Annotated in this window: 25 protein-coding genes and 1 tRNA gene; 17 read left to right on the top strand and 9 right to left on the bottom strand. The window is 70.3% G+C overall.

What is annotated here, in order from left to right; translation table 11 throughout:
- Nucleotides 1-81 precede the first annotated feature (81 nt).
- The 11 genes from AB0M82_RS22560 to AB0M82_RS22510 all read left to right on the top strand — a co-directional run bounded on the left by AB0M82_RS22560 (nucleotide 82) and on the right by AB0M82_RS22510 (nucleotide 9233).
- Complete coding sequence (locus tag AB0M82_RS22560; RefSeq protein ID WP_364724903.1) at nucleotides 82-1032, top strand: bifunctional DNA primase/polymerase; 951 nt, start codon at nucleotides 82-84, stop codon at nucleotides 1030-1032.
- A complete protein-coding gene (locus AB0M82_RS22555) occupies nucleotides 1029-1562 on the top strand; it encodes an AAA family ATPase (RefSeq protein WP_364724901.1) in 534 nt (177 codons plus the stop codon). Before AB0M82_RS22560 ends, AB0M82_RS22555 begins: the two co-directional genes overlap by 4 nt.
- Nucleotides 1562-1852: a hypothetical protein gene (locus AB0M82_RS22550; RefSeq protein ID WP_364724899.1), complete on the top strand. Its 291-nt coding sequence runs from the start codon at nucleotides 1562-1564 to the stop codon at nucleotides 1850-1852. Before AB0M82_RS22555 ends, AB0M82_RS22550 begins: the two co-directional genes overlap by 1 nt.
- Nucleotides 1852-2226: a hypothetical protein gene (locus AB0M82_RS22545; RefSeq protein WP_364724897.1), complete on the top strand. Its 375-nt coding sequence runs from the start codon at nucleotides 1852-1854 to the stop codon at nucleotides 2224-2226. Before AB0M82_RS22550 ends, AB0M82_RS22545 begins: the two co-directional genes overlap by 1 nt.
- Nucleotides 2226-3119 (top strand): phosphoadenosine phosphosulfate reductase, encoded by an 894-nt coding sequence (locus AB0M82_RS22540; RefSeq protein ID WP_364724931.1) that lies wholly within the window; start codon nucleotides 2226-2228, stop codon nucleotides 3117-3119. Before AB0M82_RS22545 ends, AB0M82_RS22540 begins: the two co-directional genes overlap by 1 nt.
- Before the next feature lie 49 nt (nucleotides 3120-3168).
- Nucleotides 3169-4836 carry a DNA cytosine methyltransferase gene (locus tag AB0M82_RS22535; protein ID WP_364724895.1) on the top strand — a complete coding sequence of 556 codons (1668 nt, stop codon included), beginning with the start codon at nucleotides 3169-3171 and terminating at the stop codon, nucleotides 4834-4836.
- Nucleotides 4837-4912: 76 nt separating this feature from the next.
- Nucleotides 4913-5803, top strand: a complete 891-nt coding sequence (locus tag AB0M82_RS22530) for a hypothetical protein (RefSeq protein WP_364724893.1) — start codon at nucleotides 4913-4915, stop codon at nucleotides 5801-5803.
- 37 nt (nucleotides 5804-5840) lie between these two features.
- A complete protein-coding gene (locus tag AB0M82_RS22525) occupies nucleotides 5841-7430 on the top strand; it encodes a hypothetical protein (RefSeq protein WP_364724891.1) in 1590 nt (529 codons plus the stop codon).
- 384 nt (nucleotides 7431-7814) lie between these two features.
- Nucleotides 7815-8060, top strand: a complete 246-nt coding sequence (locus tag AB0M82_RS22520) for a helix-turn-helix domain-containing protein (RefSeq protein ID WP_364724889.1) — start codon at nucleotides 7815-7817, stop codon at nucleotides 8058-8060.
- The gene (locus AB0M82_RS22515; RefSeq protein WP_364724886.1) at nucleotides 8044-8688 is read left to right on the top strand and encodes a hypothetical protein; all 645 of its coding nucleotides are present in this window, start codon (nucleotides 8044-8046) and stop codon (nucleotides 8686-8688) included. Before AB0M82_RS22520 ends, AB0M82_RS22515 begins: the two co-directional genes overlap by 17 nt.
- The gene (locus tag AB0M82_RS22510; RefSeq protein ID WP_364724928.1) at nucleotides 8685-9233 is read left to right on the top strand and encodes a tyrosine-type recombinase/integrase; all 549 of its coding nucleotides are present in this window, start codon (nucleotides 8685-8687) and stop codon (nucleotides 9231-9233) included. Before AB0M82_RS22515 ends, AB0M82_RS22510 begins: the two co-directional genes overlap by 4 nt.
- 127 nt (nucleotides 9234-9360) lie before the next feature.
- Here AB0M82_RS22510 and AB0M82_RS22505 read toward each other — a convergent pair.
- Nucleotides 9361-9434 (bottom strand) — tRNA-Pro (locus tag AB0M82_RS22505).
- 116 nt (nucleotides 9435-9550) lie between these two features.
- Nucleotides 9551-10735, bottom strand: a complete 1185-nt coding sequence (locus AB0M82_RS22500) for an alginate lyase family protein (protein ID WP_364724926.1) — start codon at nucleotides 10733-10735, stop codon at nucleotides 9551-9553.
- Nucleotides 10736-10824: 89 nt separating this feature from the next.
- Here AB0M82_RS22500 and AB0M82_RS22495 point away from each other — a divergent pair, with 89 nt between their 5' ends.
- A complete protein-coding gene (locus AB0M82_RS22495) occupies nucleotides 10825-11382 on the top strand; it encodes a hypothetical protein (RefSeq protein WP_364724884.1) in 558 nt (185 codons plus the stop codon).
- 39 nt (nucleotides 11383-11421) lie between these two features.
- Here AB0M82_RS22495 and AB0M82_RS22490 read toward each other — a convergent pair whose 3' ends face one another.
- Nucleotides 11422-12201, bottom strand: a complete 780-nt coding sequence (locus AB0M82_RS22490; RefSeq protein ID WP_364724881.1) for an enoyl-CoA hydratase/isomerase family protein — start codon at nucleotides 12199-12201, stop codon at nucleotides 11422-11424.
- Nucleotides 12198-13115, bottom strand: a complete 918-nt coding sequence (locus AB0M82_RS22485) for a PaaX family transcriptional regulator C-terminal domain-containing protein (protein WP_364724878.1) — start codon at nucleotides 13113-13115, stop codon at nucleotides 12198-12200. The genes AB0M82_RS22490 and AB0M82_RS22485 overlap by 4 nt, the downstream gene beginning before the upstream one ends.
- Nucleotides 13116-13260: 145 nt before the next feature.
- On the opposite strand from AB0M82_RS22485, the gene AB0M82_RS22480 reads away from it, so the two are divergent.
- The 3 genes from AB0M82_RS22480 to AB0M82_RS22470 all read left to right on the top strand — a co-directional run bounded on the left by AB0M82_RS22480 (nucleotide 13261) and on the right by AB0M82_RS22470 (nucleotide 16561).
- Nucleotides 13261-14898 carry an ABC-F family ATP-binding cassette domain-containing protein gene (locus AB0M82_RS22480; RefSeq protein ID WP_364724876.1) on the top strand — a complete coding sequence of 546 codons (1638 nt, stop codon included), beginning with the start codon at nucleotides 13261-13263 and terminating at the stop codon, nucleotides 14896-14898.
- Nucleotides 14895-15377 (top strand): GNAT family N-acetyltransferase, encoded by a 483-nt coding sequence (locus tag AB0M82_RS22475; protein ID WP_364724873.1) that lies wholly within the window; start codon nucleotides 14895-14897, stop codon nucleotides 15375-15377. Before AB0M82_RS22480 ends, AB0M82_RS22475 begins: the two co-directional genes overlap by 4 nt.
- 254 nt (nucleotides 15378-15631) lie before the next feature.
- Entirely contained in the window at nucleotides 15632-16561 is a 930-nt protein-coding gene (locus AB0M82_RS22470) for a hypothetical protein (RefSeq protein ID WP_364724871.1), read from the top strand.
- Nucleotides 16562-16565: 4 nt separating this feature from the next.
- Here AB0M82_RS22470 and AB0M82_RS22465 read toward each other — a convergent pair whose 3' ends face one another.
- Nucleotides 16566-17510, bottom strand: coding sequence for a methionyl-tRNA formyltransferase (locus AB0M82_RS22465; protein ID WP_364724868.1), 945 nt, complete (start codon nucleotides 17508-17510; stop codon nucleotides 16566-16568).
- A 112-nt stretch (nucleotides 17511-17622) separates the two neighbouring features.
- Between AB0M82_RS22465 and AB0M82_RS22460 the strand changes: the two genes are divergently transcribed.
- Complete coding sequence (locus tag AB0M82_RS22460; protein ID WP_364724866.1) at nucleotides 17623-18942, top strand: lysine N(6)-hydroxylase/L-ornithine N(5)-oxygenase family protein; 1320 nt, start codon at nucleotides 17623-17625, stop codon at nucleotides 18940-18942.
- Here AB0M82_RS22460 and AB0M82_RS22455 read toward each other — a convergent pair.
- The gene (locus AB0M82_RS22455; protein WP_364724863.1) at nucleotides 18929-19414 is read right to left on the bottom strand and encodes a DinB family protein; all 486 of its coding nucleotides are present in this window, start codon (nucleotides 19412-19414) and stop codon (nucleotides 18929-18931) included. The two genes, AB0M82_RS22460 and AB0M82_RS22455, sit on opposite strands and share 14 nt — an antisense overlap.
- 143 nt (nucleotides 19415-19557) lie before the next feature.
- Between AB0M82_RS22455 and AB0M82_RS22450 the strand changes: the two genes are divergently transcribed.
- Nucleotides 19558-19923, top strand: coding sequence for an antibiotic biosynthesis monooxygenase (locus tag AB0M82_RS22450; protein ID WP_364724860.1), 366 nt, complete (start codon nucleotides 19558-19560; stop codon nucleotides 19921-19923).
- Here AB0M82_RS22450 and AB0M82_RS22445 read toward each other — a convergent pair.
- Genes AB0M82_RS22445 through AB0M82_RS22435 form a run of 3 tightly spaced genes read right to left on the bottom strand, consistent with a single transcriptional unit; the run spans nucleotide 19920 to nucleotide 22827 of the window.
- Nucleotides 19920-20726 (bottom strand): ABC transporter ATP-binding protein, encoded by an 807-nt coding sequence (locus AB0M82_RS22445; RefSeq protein ID WP_364724858.1) that lies wholly within the window; start codon nucleotides 20724-20726, stop codon nucleotides 19920-19922. The genes AB0M82_RS22450 and AB0M82_RS22445 overlap by 4 nt on opposite strands.
- 3 nt (nucleotides 20727-20729) lie before the next feature.
- The gene (locus AB0M82_RS22440) at nucleotides 20730-21788 is read right to left on the bottom strand and encodes an iron chelate uptake ABC transporter family permease subunit (RefSeq protein WP_364724855.1); all 1059 of its coding nucleotides are present in this window, start codon (nucleotides 21786-21788) and stop codon (nucleotides 20730-20732) included.
- Nucleotide 21789: 1 nt separating this feature from the next.
- Nucleotides 21790-22827 carry an iron chelate uptake ABC transporter family permease subunit gene (locus tag AB0M82_RS22435; protein WP_364724852.1) on the bottom strand — a complete coding sequence of 346 codons (1038 nt, stop codon included), beginning with the start codon at nucleotides 22825-22827 and terminating at the stop codon, nucleotides 21790-21792.
- Between the last annotated feature and the right edge of the window lie 112 nt (nucleotides 22828-22939).

Here is a 22939-nt window from a genome sequence, read left to right as displayed (position 1 = left end):
GCTGGCGCGGCGGTTCGGGGTGCACCTGCACGACGTCGCGGCCTGGGATCCCCGGCCCGACTGGCGAAAGGAGATCGGCGCATGACCAGTGAGGCGCAGCGCGCCGCGTTGGAGGCGGTGGCGCTGGAGATGGCTGGCAGAGGGTGGGCGGTGTTCCCGATCCAGCCCGGCCGCAAGTGGCCGCCCGCCTGGCACCGCAAGGAGAACTGCCCGGGACGCGGGCCGTGCGCCACTGGGCACGTGACACCGGAGTCACTGGCCACCACCGACCCGGAGGTGATCGCCCGGGTGTGGGCACGGATGCCGTACAACGTCGCGGTGTTCCCGGGCAAGTCCGGGTTGCACGTCGTCGACTGCGACGTCCGCAAGCCCGGCGAGCTGGACGGCCCGGACGGGTGGGCCGAGCTGGTCGAGCTGGCCGGCCGCCGCGGTGGGCCGCTGCCGGAGACCTGGACCACCACCACCCCCAGTGCCGGTCGTCATCTTTGGTACGCCGTGCCGCCGGGGTGTCGGCTGGCTTCCACGGTCGGGCACATCGCTGCGCACGTCGACACCCGCGGCTGGGGTGGCTACGCACTCGCACCCGGCAGCGTCCGCGACGACGGCGCGTACGAGCTGTTCGACGACACCGACCCGGTGCCGCTGCCGGGATGGCTGGTCCAGGCCAACGTCGAACGCGCGCCCACGGCCACCTCCGGGCGCGTGCGGACGGCCGTGGCCGTTCCGGATGCGTTCGCGGCGAAGGCGGTACGCGAGGAGTGCGAGAAGGTCGCCAGCACGCCGTACAAGCAGGGCCGCAACAAGGCGCTCTCCCGCGCCGCCTACGCACTCGGCCAGCTGGTCGGCGCGGGCGTGCTCAACGAGGACATCGCGCGCATCAAGCTGCGGGCCGCCGTCAACTCCTGGGGCGATGCCGCCTCGATCGGCAAGGACTACGCCGTGATCGAGACGTCGCTGGCGGCCGGGATCGACAACCCGCGCCGGATCACGCCGCGGCACTCGCGCCGCGGCACAGGAAAGGAGGCCGCGTGAGGCCCACTCTGATCGCCACCATCGGCCCGGCCGGCGCCGGGAAAACCACCTGGCGGCACCGGCACGCCCCACCTGAAGCGACGGTGATCTCGCTCGACGAACGCCGCGCCGCGCTCTCGCCGTGCGGCTGCTCGGCCGACCCGGCGGCCAACGCCGCCGCCGTCGCCGACGGGACCGCCGAGACCCGCGCGGTGCTCGCCGCGGGCGGGACGGTCGTGTGGGACGTCACCAACTACCTGCCACGGTTCCGCGCGCATCTGCTGGCCGTGGCGGCCGGGTACGACGCGGCCACGGTCGGGCTGGTGGTGTGCCCGCCGCTGCTGACCGTGCTGGCCCGCAACAGCCGCCGCGACGGACGGGTCTGCGCGGTGTGCGGCACGGCGAGGCGGGTTCCCGACCCGGTCGTGTGGGCGATGCACACCGCGATCACCGCCGCGCTGCCGAGCCTGCACCGCGAGGGCTGGCACACCCTGCGCTTCCTGTCCCTGCCGCCGTACCTGCACCACCGACACCACAGGAGGACCACCTGATGGCCGCCATCGTCCACCGCTGTGCCTGCGGGCACCTGGACAGCTTCCACACCGACTTCCCCACGAAGGACGACACCCGGCCGTGCATCGCGGCCGGCTGCGACTGCGCCGACGCAGACCCGGGCATGCCGGAGGTGATCCCGACCTGGCGTGCGGCCAGCCCGGCCGAGCAGGCGACGCTCGACCCGACCGTGATCGAGCCCGGCACGGTCGACGGCCCCGGGCTGGGGCGGCTGTGCGACTGCGAGGACTGCTGGAGGCTCTACAACACCGGAACCGAGGCCGCGTGATGACCAACTCCCAGCTGACCATCTCGCCCCGCACCGCCGCCATCCTGGACCGGATCGCCGCCGAACGTGCCCGCCAGGACGCGCTGTGGGGCGAGCAGAACCATCCCGATGGCACCGGTCCGGACGTCGAGGTGGCCGGGCTGTCGCGTCGCGCCTCCGACGCCGCCCACGCCGCCCGCTTCACCACCGAGATCGCCCGCGCCGAAGGTCGCCTCACCTGGCTGCACATCCTGCGCGAAGAGGTCTACGAGGGCTTCGCCGAAGCCGTCGTCACCGACCTGTTCGAGGAGCTGATTCAGGTCGCCGCCACCGCGGCGTGCTGGGCCGAGGCGATCGAACGTCGCTCCCGGCCAGCGAATGGTGGTGGCGCGTGATGCGGTGCCTGTCCTATGGCGGCGGACAGCAGTCCACCGCATTGCTGGTGCTGGCCGCGACCGGGCAGCTGGCGTTGGACGCGGTGCTGTTCGCCAACGTCGGCGACGACTCCGAGCACCCCGGCACGCTCGCCTACGTCCGGGATCTCGCCACCCCGTGGGCGGCCGAGCACGGGGTCACGGTCACGACGCTGAACCGACGCCGCCGCGACGGCAGCGTGGAGACCCTGTTCGGGCGGCTGACGCGCCCGGGGTCGCGGTCGCTGCCGATCCCGGTCCGGATGTCCAACGGCGCGCCCGGGACACGCAACTGCACCGCCGACTTCAAGATCCGGGTGATCGGCAAGTGGCTCAAGGCGCACGGCGCCACCGCCGACGACCCGGCCACTGTCGCGATCGGGATCAGCCTGGAGGAGATCCACCGCGCCAACACCCGCCGCGTCGAACCCTACGAGCGGATCGTCTACCCGCTGCTGGAACTCGGGATGCGCCGCGCCGACTGCGCGGTGCTGATCCGGCAGCAGCGGCTGTCGCCGGCGATGGCCGAGCAGGCCCGCGTCACCGTCACCGACCAGCACCCTGACGTGCGGCGGCAACTGCTGCGCAGCGGCTTCACCCGGCTCCCGGTGCCGCCGAAGTCCTCGTGCTGGTTCTGCCCGTTCCACCGCCTGTCGACCTGGGCTGCGATGCGGGCCGAGGAACCCGAGCTGTTCGACAAGTCTTGCCAGCTGGAGGACCTGCTCAACGACCGGCGCACAGCGCTGGGCAAGGACCCCATCTACTTCACCCGCCACGGCCGGCCCCTGCGCCGGGCCGTCGACCCCGGGGTGCAGCTGCTCCCGTTCGCCGACGACGGCGACGGCAGCTGCGACTCCGGCTGGTGCACGACCTGAAGACGTGACAACGACGACCCACGCCACCAACCACACAGGAGGTCTGCTGATGTACACCGTGACCGACTTGTTCTGCGGGGCCGGGGGATCCGGGCTCGGGGCCACCGCCGTGCCCGGGGTGGAGCTGGTGATGGCCGCCAACCACAGCCCGCAGGCGATCGAGACCCACCAAGCGAACTTCCCCGGCTGCGACCACGACTGCGCCGACATCTCCCAGGTCGAACCGCGCCGCTACCGCCGCACCGACATCCTGTGGGCGTCCCCGGAGTGCACCAACCACTCCATCGCCAAAGGCAAGCGACAGGCCAAGAACCGCGATCAGGGCGTCCTTTTCGGTGAGGAGCCGGTGCCCGACCACGTGGCCGAGCGGTCCCGGGCGACGATGTGGGACGTGCCGCGGTTCGTCGAGGCGCACCGCCACGACGTCGTGATCGTGGAGAACGTGGTGGACGCGGCGAAATGGGAGCCCTTCCGTGCGTGGCTGGCCGCGATGGACTGCCTGGGCTACGACCACCGGGTCGTCTCGCTCAACTCGATGCACGCCCCGGCGATCGCTGTCCCGCGTGCCCCGCAGAGCCGGGATCGGATGTACGTGGTGTTCTGGCGCAAGGGCAACCCGGCCCCGGACCTCGACATCCGGCCGGCGGCGTGGTGCCCGGTGTGCGAGGCCGAGGTGGCCGCGGTGCAGTGGTGGAAGCCCGGCCGCGACGTCGGCCGGTACCGGCAGCAGTACCTCTACCGGTGCCCGAACACCACGTGCCGCAACACCGTCGTCGAGCCGTACGTGGCGCCCGCCGCGTCGGTGATCGACTGGTCCAAGCTCGGGGAACGCATCGGCGACCGCGACACCCCGCTCTCGGAGAAGACCTTGGAGCGCATCCGGGCCGGGCTGGAGCGCTACGCGCGGCTGATGACGTTCGAGGCCACCGGCAACACCTTCGTCCGTCCCGGGCCCGGCTACGCCCGCGCGTGGCCGGCCGACTGGCCGACCGCGACGCTGACGACCTCGCACACCCGGGCGCTGCTGGTGCCCAGCGGCGGCACCCGCAACGAGGACGCCCGCTCGGTCGGTGAGCCGTTCCGCACCCGCACCACCAGCGAGTGGGAAGGGCTGCTGGTCCCGGTGGAAGGGCGCGAGGGCAAGCACGCGGCCAGCACCGGGGACCCGATGCGCACGCAGACCGCGCGGCACGAGACCGCGCTGGTGGTCCCGTACTACGGCACTGGGCAGGCGCGGCCGGCCGGGCGGCCGATGCCGACGATGACCACCGTGGACACCGCCGGGCTGGCGTTCATCGCGGAACTGCGCGGCGGCGGCTCCGACGCCCGGCACGTGGCCGAGCCGCTGGCGACGGTGTGCGCGTCGGGCAACCACCACATGCTCGTGCGGCACAACACCGCCCGCGGCAACCCCGGCCAGATGTGCACGCCGGTCACCGAACCGGCCCGCACCCTCACCACCGCCGGGCACCAGTCGCTTGTGGGCTGGCCCGACAGCGCCCCGGCGGCGGAGGACTGCACCTTCCGGATGCTGTCCGTGCGCGAGATCCAGGCCGCTATGGCCTTCACCCCGGACTACGTCATCACCGGCAGCAGCAAACGCGTCAAGGTGCGCCAGCTCGGCAACGGCGTCACCCCGCCCGCCGCCGAATGGCTCGTGGGTGCCGCGGTCGCCTCACTCGAACGATCCGCCGGTCGCCGCCGCACAGCGGCGTGACCGGCTCCGCCGCTGCCTCCGGTCCTTCGTGACCGGGGCAGCGGTGCTCTACCAGCACGACGGAAGGGAAGGTGGCATGACGCCGCTGTTCTACCTCGGAGCCCCCGCCCCGGGCTGGCTTGAACGGGCGGGTGTGCCGCTGTTCGTCTCCGATACCCGGCTGCGGGTGTACAAGCGTCTGCCGCGGGCGGTCGCGCGGTGGGCGTGCGACTCCGGCGGCTTCACCCAGCTCAAGCAGCACGGCCGGTGGACCATCCCGCCGCGGGAATACGTGGACCGGGTGCGTCGCTACCGCGACGAAATCGGCATGCTCGACTGGGCCGCCCCGCAGGACATGATGTGCGAGTCGATCATCATCAACGGCGGTGTGGCCAACGGGCAACGCTACGTCGGCACCCGCCGGTTCCTCGACCCGAACGGCCGGCTCACCGAGCAGCAGATGGTGCGGCTGCATCAGCGCTTCACCGTGCTCAACGTCGCGCAGCTGCGCGAGCTCGCCCCGGACCTGAACATCATCACCGTCGTTCAGGGCCAATACCCCGAGGACTACATGTACTGCAAGGAGCTGTACTGGCAGCTCGCCGGGATCGACCTCACCCGCGAACCGCTCGTGGGCGTCGGCTCGGTGTGCCGGCGGCAGGGGATGGACGAGGCCGGGCAGATCCTGCAAGCCCTGCACGATGTCGGGCTGACCCGGTTGCACGGGTTCGGGTTCAAGCTCACCGGGCTGCGCGAGCACGGCCACCTGACCGTCTCCGACGACAGCATGGCCTGGTCGTTCGTCGCCCGCCGCCTGCAACGCCCGGCGCTGCCGGAGTGCATCGGCGGGCCGCACAAGAACTGCGCGAACTGCTTCCGCTGGGCCATGCACTGGCGGCGCTTCGCCCTGATCGCCGCGTCCGGCCGCCACCACCGCCGTCCCGCAGCTGCGCGACGCGCACTGCACACGGTCCCTGCCGTGGCCTGAGCGCGGCATGCACTACCCGCACGACGGAGGGAACGCCATGGCCAGTACGAATTCGCAACGCCTGTGGTCGGTCGGGCCCGGTGGCCGGCCACGGCTGCGCACCGGGGCCGCGCCGGAAACCATCCGGGTACTGACCGCCGCGCTCGACGGCCGCATCATCCCCGACACGTACGTCGCCGACGGCGCGCCCGTCGTCGTCGAGCAGGTTTCCGGCGCGGCCGACCCCACCGCCGGGGACGACGACGTGGCGCTGCCGCTGGCGGCGTCGGTGCTCAAACCCGCGCTGCTGGCCAACTTGCTGGCCACCCACACCGACGTGATCCAGAGCAAGGTCAACGAGAAAGGCGATACCTACGACGTGGAAGTCTCACCGCCCACCAACGTCCTGAACGCGGTGCTGGCGGGGAGTTCCTGGCCCGGCCTGCCGGTGTTGCGCCGGATCATCTCCACCCCGGTGCTGCGTCCGGACGGGACGCTGCTGCAAACGCCGGGCTACGACCCGGTCACCGGCTTCTACCTGACCGCCAACGGCCACCTCGACCCGATCCCGGACAAGCCGACGCCGGAGCAGGTCACCGCGGCCCGGGAGTTCCTGCTGGAGCGGTTCCTGCACGACTTCCCGTGGCGGTCGGCGGCCGACCGCGCGAACTACCTGGCGTTGCTGGTGACGCCGCTGATCCGGCCGTTCACCAACGCGCTGTCCCCGTTCGGGATGATCGAGGCGTCCATGCCCGGCTCCGGCAAGACGATCCTCGCCGGGTGTGTCGGGTTGCTGGTCGGGCAGCGGGTTCTCACCTGGACCGACTCGGATGAGGAACTGCGCAAGTCGATCACCACGGTGCTCTCGGACTCGGTGGGGGTGGTGGTGTTCGACAACCTCACCGAGGGGGAAACGGTCAACTCCGCGGTGCTGGCGCGGCTGGTCACCGAACGCACGTGGTCTGACCGCCGGTTGGGCACGAACGTGTCGAGCAACTTCACCAACGACCGGTTGTGGCTGGCCACCGGCAACAACCTGCGCACCGGCGGCGACATGGCCTCGCGCACGGTGTGGGTGCGGCTCGATCCGAACTGCCCACGCCCGGAAGCCCGCACCGGGTTCACGATCCCGAATCTCGACTCCTGGATTCTCGACCCGGTCAACCGGGCCACCGTGCTCCGTCACGTCCTGACCTTGGTGCTGGACTGGACGGCCAACGGTGCGCCGATCGCCAGCAACGTCCCGCAGATGCGGCAGTTCACCCGCTGGGCCCAGTACCTCGGCGGGTTCCTGGCCCACCACGGCGTCGGGGACTTCCTCGGCAACGCCGATACCGGCCGCGGCCTGGATGAGGACCACGCGGAGTGGTACGCGTTCCTGGCCACGTGGCGCGACATCTACGGCGGTGAGCCGGTGACCGCGCAGCAGCTGCGCGCCGACGCTGAACCAGAGTACGGCGCTCCGGATCGGTGGAAGGGGACGTTCCCGACCACCGCCGCTGGTAAGCCCCTGACCCCGAAGTCGCTGGGAAAGAGGCTGGCAGGGCAAAAAGACCGCTGGCGCGGCGACCTGGTGTTACGCAGCGAAGTCGACTCGCACACCAAGTTGAAGATCTACAAGGTCGAGCAGGACCCCGGTTCGAGCTGATCCCGGAAACAAACACCGCAAACACCGCAAACACCGCAACCGGCTCGGAAAAGTGGCTCTGAGCAGGGAAAACACCATCGCAGAAGTTGCGGTGTTTGACCTCGGACCAGGAGAGGTCAAACACCGCAAACACCGCAATCTGCGGTGTTTGCGGTGTTTAGACCTCCGGCCGTCAACCTCAAACACCGCAGACAGATCCCCAGGTCAGGGCCACTTTTGCGGTGTTTGCGGTATTGCGGTGTTTGGTTCCGGGCTCCCACGCCTGAGTCGCCTACCCCTCTGCCAGCCTGCCCAACCCGGCAACCACTCAACGTAACCGAACAGCAGTCCGGGACACGCCCGGCCAACTCGCCCTGCCCTACGGGATCCGAAAGGTTCACCACGATGAAAACCGCGACCGCATCCGCCGAACACGAACCGCTGCTGCTACGAGTCGAAGAAGCCGCGAAACGGCTTTCGATGAGCCGCACGTCCATCTACGAGCAAATGCGCGCAACAGACGACAAAGGTCGGCCCCGGCTTCGTTCCGTCAAGGAAGGCCGAAGTCGTCTCATTCCCATAGCCGCGCTCCGTGAATACGTGACACTGCTCGAAAAGGAGGCTGAGGCTGAATATGGCCAAGCGGCGTAGTCGTGGCGACGGCGGCCTGTTCTGGAACGAGGCCCGCCAGCGGTGGATCGCTGAAGTCACCATCGGGTACTCCCCGGCGGGCAAGCGCCTCACGCGCAAACGGAGCGCCAAAACGAAGACCGAGGCGAAGGAGAAGCTTAAGGAACTGATCCGGGACCTCGATGACGGTTTGCCCACAGGCTCGTCAACCTACACGGTCGCCGACGCTGTGGAGTCCTGGCTAGAGCACGGGCTGAGTGGCCGTGACGCAGAAACGGTAAGTAACTACCGGACGCTGGCGACGGCCCGGATCATCCCGCAACTCGGCAAGCGCAAGCTTCGGGAGTTGTCGGCCGAAGACGTCGAAAAGTGGCTCACGGCAGAGGCGGCGAGCGTCAGCACGCGCACGGTGCGCCTGTTGCATTCGATCCTGAACAGGTCGGTGAAACGGGCGGAGGCGCGGGAGAAGGTGAAACGGAATGTCGTTGCGCTGTGCGAGATCCCGACCGGCTTGGAGGGACGTCCGTCAAAGTCGCTCACCCTCGAACAAGCCGAGGCAGTCCTGAAGGCGGCGGAGGATTCACCGATGCACGCCTACATCGTGTTGTCGCTGCTGATCGGGCACGGACGGAAGAGCTACGGCCGCTGACGTGGGACCACGTCGACCTGAACGGAAACGCCGCCGCCACGCCTCCCGTGCTGCGCTCAATCAGCGTGTACCGCTCGGTCCGGGCCGGAAACGACACGAAGACACGGAAGTCCCGACGGGGCCTGGCGATGCCGATGCGCTGCGTGGTGGCGCTCCGGCTGCATCGGATCCGTCAGCAGGCCGTCAAGGAGCGCGCGCAAGAGCGGCACCACTGGGGCAAGGGCAAACCGTGGCAGGAGAACGGGCTCGTGTTCGCGTCGGCGGTCGGCACCGAGCTGGACGCGCACAACGTCCGGCGCGGCTTCCGGAAGGTGGTGAAGGCGGCCGGCCTGGTGCCGGAGGACTGGACGCCGCGGGAGATGCGGCACAGCTTCGTGTCCCTGCTGTCGGATGCCCGGGTGCCGATCGAGGACATCGCCAGGCTGTGCGGGCATAGCGGGACGGCCGTCACGGAGCAGGTCTACCGGCACCAGATCAGGCCGGTGATTGTGGAGGGTGCGCTGGCGATGGAGAGCATCTTCTCAGCAAGGGGTGGTGAGGCATAGTCACCCAGTTAGTCACTCGCGCCGGTTTTTCACCCTGAGTGCGAGCCTGAGGAGGTGCGGGGGAGCAGGCACACAAAGGGCCCGTGAGCTGCAATTATGCTGCTCACGGGCCCTGCAAGTGTGTCCGTCGGGCTGACAGGATTCGAACCTGCGACCCCTTGACCCCCAGTCAAGTGCGCTACCAAACTGCGCCACAGCCCGGACCCGCACTGCCTGAGTGCGTGAAAGTACTCTAGCGCGCCCTCCGAACGGCCCCGCAGTCAGGGTCCCTGATCCGCCTGACCTGCGGAAACAGGTCAGGCGGATCGAGAAGTGGATCAAGCCGTGTTGCCTGCGTGGGTCAGTGTCTGCCACGCCACGAAGAGGTTGTTCGAGCCCGCTGGGCGTTGGCGCTCCGTCAACGTCTGTGTGTTCGCCATCGCGATGCCCAGGCGGGTGTGGAGCGCGTTGAACCCCACCTCCGTCACCGGGCCGAGGCCCAGGTTGAGGTGGCCGGAGCACAGCCAGGACGGCACCGCCGCCCCCAGTTGGTACTTCGACTGGAAGCCCAGCGCCTGGCGCAGGCGCTCGCCGACGTCTGTTCCGTAGACGTCGGCGCCCTGGATGCGCAACGTCTCCGCCACGTCCGCGATCGCGGCGATGCCGTAACCCGTGTGGGTGAAGTCGCGGCAGGTTTCCTGGGTCAGGCCGTCCACGAATGTTGCCTGGCCCTGCCAATAGCCCACGATCTGGTCCCGGGTCGACAGGCCGCTGCCGGGGACGGTCTTCGGGAGGGTGCCGTCGGATGACAGGTAGATGTACGCCGCCGTGCGGTTGCGGTATCTCGAGACCGCCTTGTCGAAGCTCGTCCTGTCCTCCAGGAACACCGAGATGCCGACCGCGGCCTCCATCATGGACAGTTCCCAGTTGCCGTTGCTGTTACTGCCGTTGATGACTTTGCTCAGGTACACGTTGCGCAGCATCGTGGCGAAGCGGCCCGAATTCGGCCAACTGGTGTAGGTGTACTTGATGATCTCCGCCGCGCGCGGCCACGACGAGCCCGCCCAGCCCGTCTGCAGCGGGGCGTTGCTGTTGGTGTGGCTCGTGATCACCGCCGACCATGCGTCCATCAGCGCGATCGCCTTCTGCGCATAACGGGCGTCGCCCGAGATGTACCAGATCAGGGCGTCCGTGTACGCCGCGATCGCGTCTTCGCGCTCGTCCGTGCAGCCGTTGTTCGGGTTCGAGTACGGGCCGCATTCGACCACCGAACGCGGTTTCGGTGTGCGCGAAAGAGATGCGTACGCACTCGATTTGGCCTGGTCGTACGCCGCTTTCCACGGCTGGGCGCCGGCGTTCACTTTTGTCTTGACGAAGTCCAGTTGTGGACGGCTGACCAGCACGCCGGGATGCGTGAACGTCGCCGGCGCCGCGGGCGCCGGCGTGCTGATCAGGCCCAAGGCCAGCGGGACGAGTGCGGCGAGCGTGAGAACCTTTCTCACGCGGGAACCTCGTGCGGACATGGCTCTCCTCGAGACGACGTTGTCTGAGCTGTGAGTCGGTTCCCCAGTCTCATGGTCCAGACCATCGCTCGTCAAGCAGAACCCGGCCTTTGTTCAGGATCCGACAAAAGAGGTTCAGCCCGCTGAATGAATGGCGCTTTCCGTTCAGCGGGCTGAATAATGTCGGTGTGACGGAAGACAAAGCGCGCGAACGGCTGTCCGAGGTTGGTTTGCTGTGGTACGTCGACGAGACGACCACCGCCGAAGTCATCGCCGCGGCGTGCGCGCTGCTCGTGGCCGGCGCGGACGGGCAGGCCCTGGCCGAACTCGCTGGGGCCGACGTGCGGACGGCGCGCAGCGATCTGCGGGCACTGGTCGATGCCGCGTTGACGGAGGTGGGCAGCGAACCACCGGCCGATCGCGATGCGGCGGTCGAGGCGGCGCTCCGGCTGAAGGCCGGGCAGATCCTCAGCGGGGATCTGGCGCCCGAGGCCCTGACGTGGTGGGTGTGCAAGGCCTCGTATGAGGACACGATTCCGGACGTGGCCGGCGCGTTCGCCGTGTTGGATTCCGACTACCGGGTCGCGGCCGCCATCGACGCTTCGCGCGAAGAGATCGACGCCGCGGTGCGCGCGGAGGCGGCCAAGCTTCTCCGGGACGAGCGCTGACGTACTCAGACGGTCGGCTCGCGTACCTGGGTGGTCGGTTCAGCGGCCCGTGAACGTCGCCTTTCCCGGTCCATCCGCGAGGAACGACTTCACCGCGTTGCGAAGGTCCTCGGTCTCGAACAGCGCCGCCGCGATCTCCGTGATGTGCGCGTTGGCCTCGGGGACGCCGCCGGCGGAGAAGTGGTCGAGGACGCGCTTGGTCGCGGCGTGGGCGCGGGTCGGTCCCTCCGCCAGCCCAGCGGCGAAAGCACGGGCCGCGGCGTCGAAGCCTTCGTCCGGCAGGACGCGGTTGACGACGTTCCAGCGCTCCAGCGTCGCGGCGTCGTAGGTGTCGCCGGTCATCACGAACTCCTTGGCCCGCCCGACGCCCGCCCGCGAAGCGAGGCGCTGGGTGCCGCCCATGGTCGGGGTCAGGCCGACGACCTTCTCGACCAGGCCGAACTTCGCGCGCGAGGCGGCGAGGATGATGTCACAGGCCACCGCGACCTCGAACGCCCAGGTCAGGCACAGGCCGTGGGCCGCGAACACCGTCGGGAACGGCAGTGCCGCGATCCGGTCCGGCACCGCGAGCATCTCGTCGAAGAGCACCTTCGCCGAGGCGGCCGAACCCTGGGCGTCGAACAGCGAGACGTCCACGCCGCCGCTGACGATCTTGCCCTCGGCGCGGATGAGCAGCGCCCGCGCCGGGGACTCCTCCAGCGCGCCGATCGCCGCGGAAAGCGAATCCTGCAGCGAAGCCGTGTAGAGGTTCAACGGCGGGGCGTCGATGGTCAGGACGGCGAGCCCGCCGTCACGATCGAGGCGGACCTGCTGAGTCATGGACACCCTGTTTCTTCGGCTTCGACGACGTCGTCCCAATACTGCTGGGCCTCGGGGCGCCAGTCGACGTGTTTGTGATGGAACAGTTCCGCCGCCTTCGTCCCGCTCCACTTCGCCGGGAGGAGCTCGGCGGGCAGCTGCGGGTCGAGGAACGGGAACCGCCGCCACTCGTGCACCAGCTCGGTCTGCGCCCGCAGCACCGCCCGGCCGCCGGTGGGGTGCAGCCCGGTGAAGCGGTCGATGAAGTCCTCGTAGCGGTCCTTCAGCTCGGTCAGGTCCCAGGACCGGGCGACCATCGACTCCTGCTCGCCGACCTCGCCGTACGACGCGGCGAACGACATCGCCTGGGCGTCGAGGCCGAGGTCGCTGACGATCTGCTGGGCCTCGCGCTGGCGGCTCAGGTCGGGGCTGACCCACACGCCGGCCACGGGCGAGCCGAAGCCCGCCCAGGTCAGCCGGGTGCGCAGCCGGTGCCGCAGGTCGCGCTTGGCTTCCGGCACGGAAACGATGAGCATCAGCCACTGCCCGTTCCAGCGGCGTTCTTCGCGGCCGAACGCGTAGATCCGGTCGGCGCCTTCGGTCAGCAGGCGGCGGCCCGGCGGGGTCAGCGACCAGCGGACCCGGCGCCCGACGCGCTCGGAGACCACCCAGCCTTCGGCGGCGGAGCGGGCCAGCGCCTGCCGCGCCGACTTCTCCTCGATGTCGAGGATGCCCAGCACCTCGACGAGCATCGACGTCCAGACCGGCTTGTCCCGGGGCAGCGCGTACTCGCCGAGCACGGTCATCAGCAGCGAGCGGGCGCTGGCGTGGCTGACTTCGCGGCGGCGGCTCACCGTCGGCCGGGGCGCGGACGGGCGGCCTTCCCGCGGCTTCGGCCTGCGGCCGAGGGTGACCGGGGGAGCGGGTTCGCCCATGCTGTTTCACCGACCTCACTGCTGTGGGACTGACAACCGAACAGGTTACCCACACTGAGTGATCAAAGCGCCACCGGACACACACGGCCGGTGGCTTTGACCATGATCTGACACTTCTGCCCGGCCCCGTAGACTCGGCTACCTCATGAGCGCAACTCTCGTCGCGAAGGACCTGGCCGCGGGCCACGGTGACCGCACCCTCTTCTCCGGGCTCGACCTGGTCGTCGCCCCCGGGGACGTCGTCGGCCTGGTCGGCGTCAACGGCGCCGGCAAGTCGACGCTCCTGCGGACCCTCGCCGGGCTCGCCAAACCCGACGGCGGCGAGGTCCGGCTGAACCCGCCGACCGCCACCGTCGGGCATCTGCCGCAGGAGCCGGAACGGCGGGACGGCGAGTCGGTGCGCGCCTTCCTCGCCCGGCGCACCGGCGTCGCCGCGGCGCAGGCGGACCTCGACGACGCGACCGAAGCGCTCACGGCCGGCGAAGCGGGCTCGGACGACCGGTACGCCACGGCGCTCGACCGGTGGCTCGCCCTCGGCGGCGCCGACCTCGACGAACGCGCCGCGGAAGTGGCCGCCGACCTCGGCCTGGCCGTCGACCTGGACCAGCCGATGACGTCGTTGTCGGGCGGTCAGGCCGCGCGGGCCGGGCTCGCTTCGCTGCTGCTGAGCCGCTACGACGTCTTCCTGCTCGACGAGCCCACCAACGACCTCGACCTGGACGGCCTGGCCCGGCTGGAGCGGTTCGTCTCCGGGCTGCGGGCGGCGACCGTGCTGGTCAGCCACGACCGCGAGTTCCTGGCCCGCACCGTCGACCGCGTCGTCGAGCTGGACCTGGCCCAGCAGCAGGTCAACACCTTCGGCGGCGGGTACGAGGCCTACCTCGAGGAGCGGGCGGTCGCGCGGCGGCACGCGCGCGAGGAGTACGAGGAGTTCGCCGGGACGAAGGCGGCGCTCGAAGCGCGCGGGCGGATGCAGCGGGCGTGGATGGAGAAGGGCGTCAAGAACGCCCGCCGGAAGCAGCCCGACAACGACAAGGCCGCCCGTAAGTTTCGCACCGAGGCCACGGAGAAGCAGGCGTCGAAGGCGCGGCAGACCGACCGGATGATCGAGCGGCTGGACGTCGTCGAGGAGCCGCGCAAGGAGTGGGAGCTGCGGATGGAGATCGCCGCGGCCCCGCGGGCGGGCGCGGTGGTCGCGACCCTGCGCGGCGCGGTGGTCCGCCGTGGCGGCTTCACCCTCGGGCCGGTCGACCTGCAGATCGACTGGGCGGACAAGGTCGCCATCACCGGCGCGAACGGCTCCGGCAAGTCGACGCTCCTGGCCGCGATGCTCGGCCGGGTCGCCCTCGACGAAGGCGGCGCCGCGCTCGGCCCGGGTGTCGTGGTCGGCGAGGTGGACCAGGCGCGCCGGCTGTTCCTCGGTGACGTCCCGCTCGCCGACGCCTTCGCGCGCGAGGTGCCGGAGCTCGCCGACGCCGACGTCCGGACGCTGCTGGCCAAGTTCGGGCTGAAGGCCGCGCACGTGCTGCGGTCCGCGGCGACGCTGTCGCCGGGGGAGCGCACGCGTGCGGCGCTGGCGCTGCTGCAGGCCCGCGGAGTGAACCTGCTGGTGCTGGACGAGCCGACCAACCACCTCGACCTGCCCGCGATCGAGCAGCTCGAGGCGGCGCTGGACGAGTACCCGGGCACGCTCCTGCTGGTGACGCACGACCGCCGCATGCTCGACGCCGTGCACGTCACCCGCCGCCTCGAAGTCGACGGCGGCAAGGTCCGCGAGCTGTGAACATCCGCGAGGCGACTCGTGACGACGCCGGCTTGCTGGCGGACATGCTCGTCGAGGCGGTGAACTGGTCTTCCGAAGGGAAGAAGCAGAGCCGGCGGCGGGTGTTGTCGGCGCCGGGCACGGCGCACTACATCGCCGGCTGGCCGCGGGAGGACGACCTGGGCGTGGTCGCCGAAGCGGACGGGCAACGGCTCGGTGCGGCTTGGCTGCGCTTCTTCCCGCCGGAGAAGCCGGGCTACGGATTCGTCGCCGCCGACGTCCCCGAGCTCACGATCGGCGTGGCCGCGCGGTGGCGTGGTCAGGGCGTCGGACGCGCGCTGCTGCGGGCGGTCGAAGAGCGGGCCACTTCGGGGGGCATCCGGCGGATCAGCCTCAGCGTCGAACGGAAGAACTTCGCGCGGAAGCTGTACCTCGCGGCGGGCTACGAGGTCGTGTACGCGGCATCGCCGGATTCCGACACCATGGTCAAGGTTCTCTAGCCCTTTGCCGCGCCGCGGTCACCGCGCGAATGCGCGCCCGGTGCGTTACATTCTGCGGCCGTTCGAGTGGCTTTGAATTGACGACATGGTCCTGCCGGGTGGTCGTCGTAACAATGAGTGAGGCCGGAGGGATTCGAGGGGTGGCGGCGACGCCGGGGCGTCGTCGACGAGGGGAGATCGCCGTGGTGGTCAGCAGCAGGCAAATAGGCGCGCGAGGGGAAACGGAGCCGGACGTCCGGGTCGACTGTCCGTGCGTGTCCGATCTGATCGACGCCTACCAGGAACCCGGGCGGCGGCGGTTCGCGGCGATGCGGGCGGCCTACGAGGCCGGTCAGGGAAAGATCGTGGAGGAGTATTACGCGCTCCATTGCCGGGCGGCGCTTCTGCTCGTCGTCAAGGACCTGGACGGGCCGGACGGCGACGAGAAGCGGGTCGTCTACAAGTTGCGGCTCTTCTACGACCCGGTTCACAGCACCACGGACGTCGACGACGTGTTCCGGTCGGCCCGCCGGGTGGAACGGAAGTACGCGGTGCTCCTCGGCGGTCAGCCGCAGGAGATCCTGGCGCAGGGCCTCTACACCGCGGCCGTCGCCCTCCTGGGCGTGCTCGACGCGATGGTGGGTTCCGAGCAGCAGCGCGAGCGGGTTTCCGCCGCGGTCCTTTCGGCCAGGAAGGAGATTCGCCAGATCGAGCAGGACGCCCGCGAGGCGGCCCTCGACCGGGCGCTCGTCCGCTATCTCGGTGGTCTCGCCGTCGGTGTCTTCGCGGCCGCCGCCGTCGCCATGGGCGTGTATTTCCTGCCCCTGCCTGCCGATTTCCGCACGCAGCTGATCATTTGCGTGGTTTCCGGCGCCGTCGGGGCGATTCTCAGTGTCATGACGCGCACGGCGAACCGGGAAAGAGTGCGCGTGAGCCTCGACCAGGGGTGGCTCGTGATCGTTCTTTCCGGGTGTTTCCGGCTCGTCATCGGCGCGGTTTTCGGGGTGGCGATGCTGGTGCTCGTGCGCGCCGGGCTGCTCCCGCTCGCCGCTCCGGGTTCGGGGGAACAGGTCACCTTGTTCTTCGCCGGGCTCGCTTTCCTCGCGGGGTTCAGCGAACGGCGGGCGCAGGACACGATCGTCCGCACCTTGCCCGGCGCCGTGGAGCAGAACGTGGCCGAACCGGCGCGGGGCAAGGAGGGCTGATCGGTCAGGGCCGGTCGGTCAGGTAACCGCCCATCGTCTTGAAGTACTCCTGGGCGGCCAGTTCGGTGCCGTCGGCCGTGCGGACCCGCTCGACCAGCAGGCCGGGGGACTGGCCGCGCCGCGCGCCGGGGCCGGCGACGATGACGACGCCGTCGCCCTCCTTGATGAAGATCCGGCCCGGCGTGCCGCCGTAGTGGCCCTTCGACACGGACGCCTTGGTGATCCGCAGTTCCTGGCCGCGGTGGTAGGCGAACGCGTTCGGGTACGGGTCGGACTGGGCGCGCACCAGGCGTTCGATGTCCTCGACCGGCCAGGTCCAGTCGATCAGGCTGTCGCGCGCCGCGCGCTTGTGGAAGAAGCTGGCCTTCGACCGGTCCTGCGGCACCGGCGTGTAGCCGCTCTCGATCAGGGCGATGGCCTCGGCCGTGATCGGCGCGATCAGGTCGACGGTGCGGTGGAACAGGTCCGTGGTGGTGTCGGCGGGCCCGACCGGGATCGCGCGCTGCAGGACGATGTCGCCCGCGTCGAGCTCGCCGTCCATCATGTGGGCGGTGACGCCGACCTCGGGCTCGCCGTTGATCAGCGCCCAGATGAGCGGGGAGAAGCCCGCGTACGCCGGCAGCAGCGAGTCGTGGATGTTCAGGGTGCCGTGCCGCGGCAGCGCGAAGATCTCCGGCGGCAGCCAGGTGCGCCAGTTGTTCGCCACGATCAGCTCGAGGTCGGCGGCCTCGAGCTCGGCCAGCAGTTCGGCGTCGTCCGGTCGGGTGCGCTGCAGGACGCGGATGCCGTTGGCCTCGGCGAGGTCCGCGACCGAGTCGGCCCAGATCCGCTCGTAGGCGTGGTCGCTCTTCGGATGCGTGACCACGAGGGCGACCTCGTGACCCGCGTCGATGAGCGCCTGGAGGGTCCGGTGCCCCCAGGTCTGGTAGCCGAACATCGCCACGCGCATTCGAGAGTGCCTTTCTGGTCGGGGACGAACATCACCACGAACGTACTAGGTGAGGCTCGCCTAAGTTAGGCTAGGGTTCCCTGAACGGTACCGAAGCGCGTTAGGGAGCGACATGACTGCAGAGGCCGGCGAACAGGTCCCGATCTACGACGTCGTCGGGGTGGGATTCGGACCGTCGAACCTGGCGCTGGCCATCGCCCTCGCCGAGCACAACGCCGGCCAAGCCGAGCCGGTGACCGCGCACTTCCTCGAGCGGCAGCCGCGGTTCGGCTGGCACCGCGGGATGCTGATCGACACCGCGACCATGCAGGTGTCGTTCCTGAAGGACCTGGTCACCATGCGGAACCCGACCAGCGAGTTCAGCTTCCTCAACTACCTGCACGCGGCGGGCAGGCTGGTCGACTTCATCAACCACAAGAACCTGTTCCCGCTGCGGGTCGAGTTCCACGACTACTTCGAGTGGGCGGCCGCGAAGGTCGACGACGTCGTCTCGTACGGCACCGAGGTCGTGTCGGTGCGGCCGGTGTACGACGGCGGCGAGGTCGCGTACTTCGACGTCGAGGCCTCCGACGGCGCGTCGTTGCGGGCACGGAACCTGGTGGTGGGCACGGGTTTGCGGCCGCGGCTGCCGGAGGGGGTCACCGCCGGCGCCCGGATCTGGCACAACAGCGAACTGCTGTTCCGTGTGGACGCCCTGCGCGGCACCGACCCGAAGCGGTTCGTCGTGGTCGGCGCCGGGCAGAGCGCGGCGGAGGTCGCGGCGTTGCTGCACGAGAAGTTCCCGCGCGCCGAGGTGTGCGCGGTGTTCGCGCGCTACGGCTACAGCCCGGCGGACGACAGCGCGTTCGCGAACCGGATCTTCGACCCCGACGCCGTCGACCAGTTCTACGGCGCGGGCGAGCCGGTGAAGGACCGCCTGATGCGCTACCACGGCGCGACGAACTACTCGGCCGTCGACATCGACCTGATCGACGAGCTCTACCGGCGGGTCTACCGCGAGAAGGTCCTGGGCACGGAGCGGCTGCGGCTGTTGAACGTCTCACGCCCGGTCGAGGTGACCGACACGGGGACGGCGGTGTCCGCGACGGTCGAGTCCCTGACGACTGGCGAGCGCACGGTGCTGGAGGCCGACGCGGTCGTGTACGCCACCGGCTACCTGCCGGCCGACCCGACGTCGCTGCTGGGCGAGCTCGGGCCGCGCTGCGCGCGTGACGACGAGGGCAGGCTGCGGGTGGAGCGCGACTACCGCATCACGACGGAAGCCGCCCTGCGCGGCGGGATCTACCTGCAGGGCGGCACCGAGCACACGCACGGGATCACGTCGTCCCTGCTGTCGAACACCGCGGTGCGGGTGGGCGAGATCCTGCGATCCATTGTGGACCGCAAGATCGTGCCGGCGCCGGCGGGGGAGTTCGCGGTCAGCGCCCGGTGAGCTGCTCCCGGAGGATGTCGCCGTGGCCGGCGTGCCGGGCGAAGTCCTCGATCAGGAGCAGGTAGACGAACCGGAGGTTGACCTCGCCGAGGACGTCGTGCGTCCAGGTGTCGTCGAGTTCGAAGCGGGCCGCGATCTCGCGTGAGCGCGCGCCGGCCCGTTCGAACTCGGCGATCACGTCGGACAGGGTTTCGCTTTCGGCGACGACGAAGCTGGCGTCCCCCGGGGTCGTGGGCCCGTCGCACTCGGACTCGTCGAGGCCGAGCAGGAGGCACTGGAACCAGCGGCGTTCGGCCATCGCGGCGTGCTTGACGAGGCCGATCGGCGTGGTCAGGGACGCGACCAGGCGCCGCCGGACGTCGGTCTCGGACAGTCCTTTCGCGGTGTCGACGACCGCGCGGCGGTTGCGGTCCATCGTCGCCTCCAGCAGGAGGCGCTCGGGTCCGGTGGTGATTTCGGGCAGCACGAACATGGTGGTCTGCTTTCTGGGAGCGGGAAAGTGGCCGACGGTCCTCGGGGAACGCGTCCGGAGCCGAGGAGGGCCGGACCCAGGATAGTGCGCGGCGGCGGGAAAGTCGCTGGATCTTACGGCGCGTGCCGCCTTACGGTGGCGCCATGAGTGACCACTCGGAAGCGCCCGTCGCGCCCGTCGCGGCCTATGAACCCCCGTACTACGCGGCCGTCTTCACTTCGGTGCGCACCCAGGACCAGAGCGGCTACCGCGAGACCAGTGCCCACATGGAAGACCTGGTGAAGGACGTCCCCGGGTTCCTCGGGATGGACCACGCGCAGACCCCCGGCGGGCTGTCCATCACCGTCGGGTACTTCCGCGACGCCGACGCCCTCACGGAGTGGCGGAGCAACGCCGAGCACCGCGCGGCGCAGAAGCGCGGGCGGGCCGAGTGGTACGAGAGCTACACGCTGCACGTGGCGAAAGTGGAGCGGAGCCACGGGTTCAAGCGCGCGGAGGGTCCGCGCTAGTTCACCGGCGCCGGGTGGTGGCGGCTGATCGGGATCACCATCGGCGTGCCGCTCACCGGGTCCGGCGTCACCTGGCAGCGGACGTCGAAGACCTCGTCGACCAGTTGCTCGGTGATCACCTCGGACGGCGCGCCGGACGCGACGATCCGCCCCGCCTTCATGGCGATCACGTGGTCGGCGTAGCGGCAGGCCTGCGGAAGGTCGTGCAGCACCATCACCACCGTCCGGCCTTCGGCGCGGTTGAGGTCGACGACCAGGTCGAGCACGTCGATCTGGTGCGCCAGGTCGAGGTACGTCGTCGGCTCGTCCAGCAGCAGCACCGGCGTGCCCTGCGCGACCGCCATCGCGATCCACGCGCGCTGGCGCTGCCCGCCGGACAGCTCGTCCACCGGCCGGTCGGCCAAGTCGGTCATTTCCGTGGCTGCCAGGGCCGCGCGCACCGCGCCTTCGTCCGATGTGGACCATTGCCGCCACCAGCTCTGGTGCGGGGCGCGGCCGCGGCCGACGAGGTCCGCCACCGTCATGCCCTCGGGCGCCACCGGGGACTGCGGCAGGATGCCGAGCCGCTGGGCGACCTGGCGGGTCGGCAGGTCGTGGATCGAGCGGCCGTCCAGGTAGACCCCGCCCGAACGCGGCGTCAGCAGCCGGGCCAGCGTGCGCAGCAGCGTCGACTTCCCGCAGGCGTTGGGCCCGACGATCGCGGTGATCCGCCCCGGCGGGAGGTCGAGGTCGAGCCCGTCGATGACGACGCGGTCGTCGTAGGCGACGCGCAGCTGCCGCACTCGCAGTGCCGGTGTTTCCATGGGTCAGCCTCCGGAACCGGATCGGTTGGCCCTGGCCAGCAGCCAGAGCAGCAGCGGGGCGCCGAGCGCGCCGGTCACCACGCCGACGGGCAGCGGCGACGCGGTCAGCGAGCGCGCGATGATGTCGCTGCCCAGCACCACCACCGCGCCGGTGAGCGCGGACGCGGTGATCGGCGGCGACGACAGCCGGGCGAGCCGTTGCGCGATCTGCGGCGCCGTCAGCGCCACGAAGGAGATCGGGCCCGCCGACGCGGTCGCGAACGCCACCAGCCCGGCGCCGGCCAGCAGCAGGCCGAGCCGCACCGGCTGCACCGGCGTGCCGAGCCCGGCCGCCACGTCGTCGCCGAGCAGCAGCGTGCTCATCCACCGGGACAGCGCCAGCACCAGCGGGAACAGCACGACCAGCGCGGCGAGCAGCGGCACGACGTGCTCCCAGCCGCGGTTGGCGAGGTTGCCCACCAGCCAGCCGATCGACGCCTGCGCCTCGGTGATCTGCGCGCAGCTCAGCAGGTAGTCCGTCAGGCTGGTGCACATCGCGAAGATCCCGATGCCCACCAGCAGGATCCGGTACCCGGTGGTGCCGCGCCGCCACGCCAGCGCGTACACGAGCAGCGCGGTGAGGAGCCCGCCGAGCAGGCCGAGCGTCGTGGTGCCGAGCCCGCCGCCGAACCCGAACGAGATCCCGGCGACCACGGCGGTCGCCGCGCCCGCGTTGACCCCGATCATGTCCGGGCTGGCCAGCGGGTTGCGGGTGATGGTCTGGAACACCGCGCCGGACGCGCCGAACGCGAGCCCGGCCAGCAGCCCGGTGAGCGCACGGGGGAGACGCAGTTCCTGGACGATGTAGCCGTTTCCGGTGTCGCTGCCCCCGAACAGGCCCGAGAGCACATCGGACACGCTCATCGGGACGTCCCCGATCGTCATGCCCACGCAGAACAGGACGAACGCGGCCACCGCCAGGACGACCGAGACGAGGAGCAGCCGCGGCCGGACCCGGCCGGACACCGGGGGTTTCGCCAGGCGGAAGGTGACGCGGTCGCGCCGCACCTGCAGCAGGCTCACGTCAGGACTCCACGAGCTTGCGGCGGCGGACCAGGGCGATGAAGAACGGCGCGCCGACGAACGCGACGATCACGCCGGCCCGGATTTCGCCCGGCCGCGCCATGATCCGGCCGAGGATGTCCGCGGCCAACAGCAGGCACGGCGCGAGCACCGCGGTGTAGGGCAGCAGCCAGCGGTGGTCCGGGCCGATGACGAACCGGACGGCGTGCGGGACGATCAGGCCGAGGAACACGATCGGCCCGGCGACCGCGACGGAAGCGCCGGTCAGGAGCGTGATGGCCAGCGCGCCGCGCAGCCGCAGCGGGCCGAGTTTCCGGCCGAGCGCGACCGCGACGTCGTCGCCGAGGGCGAGGCTGTTCAGCGCGGGACCGCTCGCGATCGCCAGCACCACGCCGACGACGAGGAACGGCAGGATCCGCAGCAGCGAACCGCTGTCGACGCCGGCGAGCGAGCCGGCCGACCAGAACCGGTACCGGTTGAGCGCCACCGGATCCGACAGCACCATCGCGCTGGTGAACGACCCGAGCAGCGCCGTGACCGCGGCTCCGGCGAGGGCGAGCTTGACCGGGCTCGAACCACTGCGGCCGCGGGTGCCGAGGAAGTAGACGACCGCGGTGGCGGCGAGCGCGCCGGCGAAGGCGAACCAGATGTAGCCGTAGAGCGAGCCGACGCCGAGCACGGTGATCGAGAACACGATGGCGAACGCGGCCCCGGCGCTGACGCCGAGCAGTCCCGGGTCGGCGAGCGGGTTACGGGTCAGCGCCTGCATGAGCGTGCCTGCCAGCCCGAGCGCGGCTCCCACCAGCACCGCCAGCAGTGTCCGCGGCAACCGGACACTGTGGATGATCACGGCGTCGGCCGAGCCGTCGTCGTGCCACAGCACCTGCCAGACGGCACCGAAGGAGATCTCCTTCGATCCCAGCCAGACGCTCAGCAGGCACAGGAAGACCAGGACGCCGACGGCGGCCAGCAGACCGAGGGCGCGGCCCGTGTGTGGCGGGCGTCGCGTGAAAGCGATCCCTCCCGGGTCTGTTCGCACCGCACCTCCGACTGGTACTCATTTAGGTAAGGCTAACCGATGGTACAGGAGTGCATCCTCACCATCCGTTTGTTAGGGTCACCTAACTTCGCGCCCCGATCGGGGCGCCGTG

Origin of the sequence: Amycolatopsis sp. NPDC051128 (assembly GCF_040682715.1) — a bacterium.
Taxonomy (GTDB): domain Bacteria; phylum Actinomycetota; class Actinomycetes; order Mycobacteriales; family Pseudonocardiaceae; genus Amycolatopsis.
The sequence above is the reverse complement of the archived record's forward strand: the minus strand, read 5'-3'. Positions and strand labels throughout refer to the sequence as shown.